The sequence below is a fragment of the Nostoc sp. genome (assembly GCF_054880495.1).
Genome location: NZ_JBTYKD010000319.1, coordinates 58,539 through 66,216, shown reverse-complemented (window position 1 = coordinate 66,216; position 7,678 = coordinate 58,539). Strand labels below are relative to the sequence as shown.

Here is a 7,678-nt window from a genome sequence, read left to right as displayed (position 1 = left end):
CAAGCTTTCGAGGTTTGACCCTCACAAGAACAGCCCCTCTCCCAATTTTGGGAGAGGGGAGCAAATTCTCTAGTTCCCCGAATCCCAAGTTGGGATTCGGGGTTAGGGGATGAGGGCAAAACGCCTTCTCAAAGCAGATTTTTTCTGAAGTTGACACCAATGAGCTTTTTCTGTGCCCCTATGATAAATCTATATGTATCAGGGTTTGTGTGAAATGGTATCAGCTATTGTTTGCCTAATATTTTGTAAATCGGACAGGATGCTTAACATACAATAATAGTGCTATACCTTTGTAGTTGAAAATTCTAAGAAACCACAAAGCCAACTTTTGCAACACAACCCTATTTGATGGCTAAATCAATTTTTTCCACAAAACAGCTCGGCAGCCGGTTAGTCCAGTGGTTGCTTGAAGAAGATGGGCGGAACAAGAAAGGGCCTTACCGCAAGGAAATACCACATCGCCAGCATTCTTGGTGGCAGGTGATGTGCTTGACTGGTGTAGATTATTTCTCGACTCTTGGCTATCAACCTGGGATTGCAGCACTGGCAGCTGGCGCTCTTTCGCCTCTGGCTACCCTGATTCTGGTTTTGCTGACACTCTTTGGCGCATTGCCAATTTATCGGCGCGTTGCTGCCGAAAGCTCTCAAGGGGAAGGCTCAATCGCAATGTTAGAGCGTTTGCTCCCCTGGTGGCAAGGTAAATTACTTGTGCTGTGCTTACTTGGCTTTGTGGCAACCGACTTTATTATTACCATTACTTTGTCAGCTGCTGATGCTACAGCCCATATCATCGAAAATCCCCTGGTTCCAATTTGGGTTCACGGTCAGACAATCGCGATTACCCTAGAATTAGTTGCATTACTAGGCGCAGTTTTCTTGAGAGGTTTCCGAGAAGCGATTGGGATTGCAGTAGTTTTCGTGGGAGTTTATCTGCTATTAAACTTCATTGTCGTTAGCGTCGGTCTGTATCAGATTTTAACTCACCCTGGAGCGATCGCTAACTGGCAGACGGCACTTTTTGCACGCGATTCCAACCCTTTGATACTAGTCGGCATATCTCTTTTGATATTCCCCAAGCTAGCGCTGGGATTGTCAGGCTTTGAGACTGGTGTAACCGTTATGCCCTTGGTCCAAGGTAGCAGCAATGACACTCAAGAGCATCCCAGAGGGCGGATTCGGAATACACGTAAGCTGCTCACCAGTGCTGCTGTGATTATGAGCTTCTTTTTGCTCACTACCAGCTTTATAACTACTCTACTGATTCCAGCCGCAGAATTTGCATCTGGGGGCAAAGCTAACGGACGGGCCCTTGCTTATTTAGCACATCTGTATCTAGGCAATGGCTTTGGCACAATTTACGATTTAAGTACTATTTTCATTTTGTGGTTTGCGGGTGCATCTGCAATGGCAGGGCTACTGAATATCGTACCCCGCTACCTACCACGCTATGGTATGGCACCCAATTGGGCACGAGCAACGCGACCTTTAGTTTTAGTCTATACAGCGATCGCTTTTGTTGTCACAATTATCTTTCGGGCAAATGTGGAAGCTCAAGGTGGGGCTTACGCAACTGGTGTGCTTGTGTTGATCACCTCAGCCGCTTTTGCCGTAACTTTATCAGCCCACCGTCGTAGACAGAAGCGGGCAAAATTCGTCTTTGGCATTATCACACTGTTATTTTTATATACCACTGTTGTTAATATCATCGAAAGACCAGAAGGCATTAAAATCGCTGGGTTCTTCATCGGTGCGATCATTTTTACCTCGCTAGTTTCTCGTGTTTGGCGTTCAACAGAATTGCGAACAGAACGGATCGAAGTTGACGAACTTGCTGGCCAATTCCTAGCAGAAGAGAGCCAGGGAGCAATACGGTTAATTGCCAATCGGTTGAATACCGGCGATGTCCAAGAATATTTTTTAAAAGAGAAAGAGGTACGCGAGGATAACCATATTCCAGCCAACGATCCAATTCTGTTTCTAGAGATTCATGTATCAGATGCTTCGGACTTTACGGATGTGATTAAAGTAAAAGCGGTGCAAGTTGGTGATTATCGCATTCTCCGGGCTGAGAGTGCAGCAGTACCTAATGCGATCGCAGCTTTACTGCTCTATATTCGTGATCAAACAGGTAAGATTCCCCATATCTACTTCGGCTGGGTTGAAGGCAACCCCATACAATACTTACTGCGTTTTATCTTATTTGGGGAGGGTGATATTGCTGTAGTCACTCGTGAAGTACTCCGTCGAGCTGAAAAGAATCCCCAAAGGCGTCCTGGCGTTCATGTCGGGGGTTAATTAAGCATCACGGATTAATAATATAACCACAAAACAAAACTTTTTTCCCAGAGGTCTAATGAATAATTCCTACAAGAAAAATGTTGTCATTATGGGAGGAGGTCCGGCGGGGTTAGGCACAGCTTTAATGTTAGCGAAAAGAGGCTGGAAAGATATTACAGTTATTGAAAAAAGACCATCAGCAGATTATTACGAACCAGATAAATCCTTTAGTTATCAAATTGATGGTCGAGGGCAAAAATTAACTGATTTGTTAGAACTAACTGCCAAACTAGCTGATTTGAGTGTTCCTAGTACCGAATTTTATTGGACTCTCATTCAAAAAGACGGTACACGCAAAACAACAAAACTACCCATCGCTGATTCTAAACGCAAGACTGCCTATTGGCTGCCAAGAGCATCTTTTGTAGAGTTACTTTACCAAGAAATTCATCAACATTGGCAAGATTCGATTCAGGTCTTATTTAATACTGAGTGTGTAGAAATTAAACAATATATAGAGCATTTAGAAGTTATTACCCAATCTCAATATCAAGAAAAATTGAGCTTTATTCCTACTCTGCTCGTAGGTTGTGATGGCTTCAGCTCTATTGTGCGTCAAACTCTTCATCAAATGGAAGGTCAATCACATTCCTTTGAAATGCAAAAATTTCTTTCTGCTAGTTCCGGTTTAAAATACAAAGTTCTGACTTTACCTCCTCAATTTCCCTTATCAGAGTCAGAAGAAGATTTAGCAGAAACTACAATGGCTTACAGCATTAGGTCTACTTTTAAAGGGCGTAAAAAAGCAATTTCTCTGGGGTTATTACCCTTTAAAAATCCTCATCAACCAAGAACGGCGAATATTATTACCTACCCAGATCATCAAATCTGGCAATTAGAAACCCAAGAAGAAGTTAAACAATTCCTCACACAAGCATTTCCTCAGCTTCCCCTAGAAAAAATTATTTCTCCTGAAGAAATAGCTAGATTTGCATCTAGTGACGGGGGTAAGTTTCCTATTCCTCAATATTGTTCAGGGTTGTATCAAATTTGGGGAAAACCTGAAGACAACCAAGGAACAGCAGTAATTTTATTGGGAGATGCAGCTCATTGTTTTCCTCCCGACATTGGACAAGGCGTTAATTCTGCCTTAGAAGATATCTATGAAATCCATGAAATTTTGGCAGCAACTCAAGATAATCTCTCTCAAGCACTTCCTCGCTATGAAAGCTTACGCCAACCAGATATTAAAGCCTTAATCCGCTTAGTCCAAATTAGTTATCCTTGGCAATATAATCAAGATCCTCTACAGAAGCAATTATGGAGTCTTAACTTCTTTGGTCGCTTACTTTTGAATCGTTTATTCCCTTTTCTATTTAATCCCCATTCCATATTACTAATTCAGAATCATCAACTATCTTACTCAGAAATTCTCGCTAAAAGTAACAAAACTACTCAAGTTTTAGCTATTTTAGGAGGATTGGCAATATTGACTTTAATGGTGAGTCTTATGACTTAGAAATATTTTTCTGCAATGGGGCTAAAACCTTGAATAGGCTTTTCTAGAAAGGGTAAGTTTAACCCAAGAATCTCACAGCTTTTGTTGAAAAAGAATGTAGTCAAATTTTTAACAGCCCTGAGAGTGTTAACAAATTAATTTTCTTAGTGATGCCTTACTTTTCTGTTCGTCGGTTAACTAGGGTAGCGCTAGCTTGGTCAACAGGCATCAGCACAACTTCATTAATATTGACATGGGGCGATCGCGTCACACAGAAAAATATCACATCAGCCACATCATCTGCTGTCAGAGGTGTAACTCCTTCGTAGACTTTGTTAGCGCGTTCACTATCTCCGTGAAAGCGCACCTCGCTAAATTCCGTTTCTACCATCCCAGGGTCAACGGAAGTTACACGTACCCGCGTTCCCAACAAGTCTTGTTTTAAACCTTCAGAAATTGCCCTGACAGCAGCTTTAGTCGCACAGTAGACATTGCCACCGGGATAGGTTTGATGTCCGGCAATGGAACCTAAATTTACCACATGACCGCGATCGCGACTCACCATTCCCGGAACGACATAACGCGAAAGGTAAAGTAAACCCTTAACGTTAGTATCAATCATGTCTTCCCAGTCTTGAAAACTGCCTTCGTGCAACTTGTTTAAACCACGACTTAGACCAGCATTATTAATCAGAATGTCGATTTCAGCCCAGGCGGGGGGTAGAGTCGAAATAGCAGATTCAACAGCGCTGCGATCGCGCACATCTAGCTCTAATAAATGAAATTCAGTACTAAAATCTTTACTGAGAGTATCTGCTAGCTGCTGCAAACGTTCTAACCGTCGTGCCGCCAAGATCAGTTTTGCACCCGCACCAGCGAAGATTCTCGCACAAGCAGTACCAATACCGCTACTTGCACCAGTGATCAAAATGATTTGATTTTTTAACGATATCATTGTAAGTCAAAAGTCCAGTGTTAATTTAAATACACACCAATTTAACAAGTTACTCACACAGAAAATTTAGTGCGACCGATTGGGGATGATTAGACTGCTTTACAAAGTCCATGAATTGTTTTTCATCATTAAGCAATACAATCTGACAAAGTACAGACATATTTTATGAGCTATAGGAATCATATTTGATTTCTGAAAAAATCTCGGTAGTAATGTTGCAAAAAAATTGTAGGTTGGGGAGCCACTGCGTTGCGCGGGTTTCCCGCGTTGTAGCAAGTGGCGTTGGAGGCTTTGCCAAAGCCAACATCCTGATAATCAGTTGGGTTGCGCTCCGCTCCACCCAATTTACGTCTAGGTCTAATGCACTATTTTAGCCTAGAGGGTCCACTACGTGCATTTCAAAAATCAAATACTAGTCCTATATTAATAATTTATACTAAAATTTTTATGATATTTCTCAGCGCGTCAAAAACGGCGAAATCGACATTCTGCTTATCCAGGGTATGGGCGGAACTGTTTAGTCCCTGCGATCGCCATTTAAACCACGTCTACCTTGAAGGGGTCAAATGAGTAGGCGCGACCTGAACTGGTCGTTTAGAACGCGGAACCTATTCCGCTAAGGGATTCACACCCCTTACCCTCACGGAAACGACTCTAAGAAAGAGTTTGGTCACGCCCAAGTAAGTAATGAAACAGGCGGAGTGCAGACCCCGAAAGTAGCCGTAACTGGCAGCCTAAAACTGGTTATAGAGCAAGAGGGAGTTCTCTATGATGAACATTAAGTGAAGTGTCATTTTAAACTACGTCATTTGACAAAAAGCCAAATCAGGCTGATAGGCTTTAACCAAAAGGTAAATGGGTAGTTTTGGTGTTCTGCTCTCACCAAAACGTGTGAATACAAATCCCATCGTAGAAAAGACAACATCTAAGGAGAACAGACAACTAAACGACGCAACAGGGTAAACCCTACAGAGTCTAAGAGAGGTCGAATACTCTTAGTAAGTCCGAGGCAACAAAGACCGAATTCTTTGGTGGGTAGAGGATGAAGTAAAAAGCGAACGCTAACCTGTAATGGGGTAGATAGGGGTTCAAAATTTGCCCTTGACCGAAAGGAATAGCCAACTTACTTTGGGTTTTACACGAAAAGACAAAAAGTTAAAGTAACTTAATCCGAGGACAAGTTAGATGGTGACAGCAATGTCAACAAACGGACTGAGGAAACAACTAGAAGACTGGAGCCGCATTAAGTGGCAGAAAGTCAACAAACTTGTTAAGAATCTACGACAAAGAATCTTTCGTGCTAGAAAACTTGGTAACTTCAAAACTCTTCGGAGTCTACAGAAGTTAATGCTCATAAGCTACGCAAACTTACTATTATCTGTTCGACGTATCACTCAGACAAATCTTGGTAAAGCAACGGCAGGAATTGATAAAGAAATTATCAATACCCCAATGCAACGAGTGATTCTGGTAAACGATTGGAATGGGGGAAACCTGTTGCCAACTAGAAGGGTGGAGATACCAAAACCCAATGGAAAGTTTCGACCGCTCGGAATCCCAACCGTGCGTGACAGAATCGAACAGGCAATAATCAAGAATTCACTAGAACCCGAATGGGAAGCCGTGTTTGAACCAAATTCCTATGGTTTCAGACCTGGAAGAAGTTGTCAAGATGCTATAGAACAAGATTTTATCAGACTCTGTGGTGGTAGAGACACTTGGGTTTTAGAAGCTGATATTCGAGGATTTTTCGATAACATTGCTCATGAATCCATCCTCCACATGATTAGTAACTTTCCCAAAAGAGAGTTAATCAAAGGATGGTTAAAAGCTGGATTCTTCTACGAGGGAAAATTAAGCCCAACAAAGAAGGGGACACCACAAGGTGGCGTAATCTCACCACTATTAGCCAACATAGGATTGCATGGATTAGAAAACTTTATTAAATCTACCAATCAAAAACTTGGCGTGGTTAGATATGCTGATGACTTTATCGTCACAGCTAGAGACAAGGAAAGCCTCGAAAAAGTCCAAATTCAGATTCAACAATGGTTATCAATTAGAGGACTCGAATTCAGTTCGGAGAAGACATTCATCACGTCAATAGGAGAGGGATTTGACTTCCTCGGCTTCAACCATCGTCACTATGATGGTAAGCTTCTAATCAAGCCATCGAAGAAAAAAGTCCTAGACTTTTGTAAGCGAATTGGGAATGAAATAAAAGCACGTAACGGAGCCGAACAGGAAGTTGTAATCAATAAACTCAATCCAATTCTCCGTGGTTTTGCTAACTATTATAAAGGTGCAGTTAGCAAAGAAACCTTTGACTACATTTCGTACAGAGTGTGGCAATACCTTTGGGGTTGGGCAAAGCGTAGACACCCCAAGAAAAATACAAAGTGGGTAAGGAAACGTTATTTCAAAACCTTAAAAGACAAGAAATGGACATTCGCTTGCACTATCAGCGACCGCCGAGGGAAAGAAAAGAATTTAGTCCTTTTCCCAATAGCGTATACATCCATTGAACGCCATATCAAGGTTAAGGGAGAAGCGTCACCTGACGACCCCTCATTAAAGGAGTACTGGAAAAAGCGTCATCAGAAATTTGGTAAGAGTTACTGGGAAAAGAACTCTCGGAACTATAAAATAGCTCAAATCCAAAATTGGTCTTGTCCAATCTGCGGCGAACCATTACTTAATGGCGAGGAAATAGACACCCATCATATAGTACCCGTGGCTCAAGGTGGACTAGACGACGTAGAAAACCTTCAGCATTTACACATAGCGTGTCACAAGCAGGTACATTCAAAAAAACCCAAGTTTTCTAGTTTGAAGTAAGGCTTGAGCCGGATGAGTGCGAAAGTCTCATGTCCGGTTCTTAGGGGAGGGGATGGAGGTGACTCCTGAACCTTACCCAACTCGAACAGAAACTTACGCTAAGGAATTGA

The 7,678-nt window shown here is 42.1% G+C and carries 4 protein-coding genes; 3 read left to right on the top strand and 1 reads right to left on the bottom strand.

Annotated features, from left to right (window positions below; genetic code table 11):
- The first annotated feature begins 348 nt into the window (after window positions 1-348).
- Window positions 349-2,295, top strand: a complete 1,947-nt coding sequence (locus ACYTXL_RS28010; protein WP_461922264.1) for an APC family permease — start codon at window positions 349-351, stop codon at window positions 2,293-2,295.
- 58 nt (window positions 2,296-2,353) lie between these two features.
- Entirely contained in the window at window positions 2,354-3,796 is a 1,443-nt protein-coding gene (locus ACYTXL_RS28005) for an FAD-dependent oxidoreductase (RefSeq protein ID WP_461922265.1), read from the top strand.
- Window positions 3,797-3,950: 154 nt separating this feature from the next.
- Here ACYTXL_RS28005 and ACYTXL_RS28000 read toward each other — a convergent pair whose 3' ends face one another.
- On the bottom strand, window positions 3,951-4,730 hold the full coding sequence (locus ACYTXL_RS28000) for an SDR family oxidoreductase (RefSeq protein ID WP_461922266.1): 780 nt from the start codon (window positions 4,728-4,730) through the stop codon (window positions 3,951-3,953).
- 1,185 nt (window positions 4,731-5,915) lie between these two features.
- Between ACYTXL_RS28000 and ltrA the strand changes: the two genes are divergently transcribed.
- Window positions 5,916-7,568, top strand: coding sequence for a group II intron reverse transcriptase/maturase (ltrA, locus tag ACYTXL_RS27995; RefSeq protein ID WP_461927502.1), 1,653 nt, complete (start codon window positions 5,916-5,918; stop codon window positions 7,566-7,568).
- Window positions 7,569-7,678: the final 110 nt, after the last annotated feature.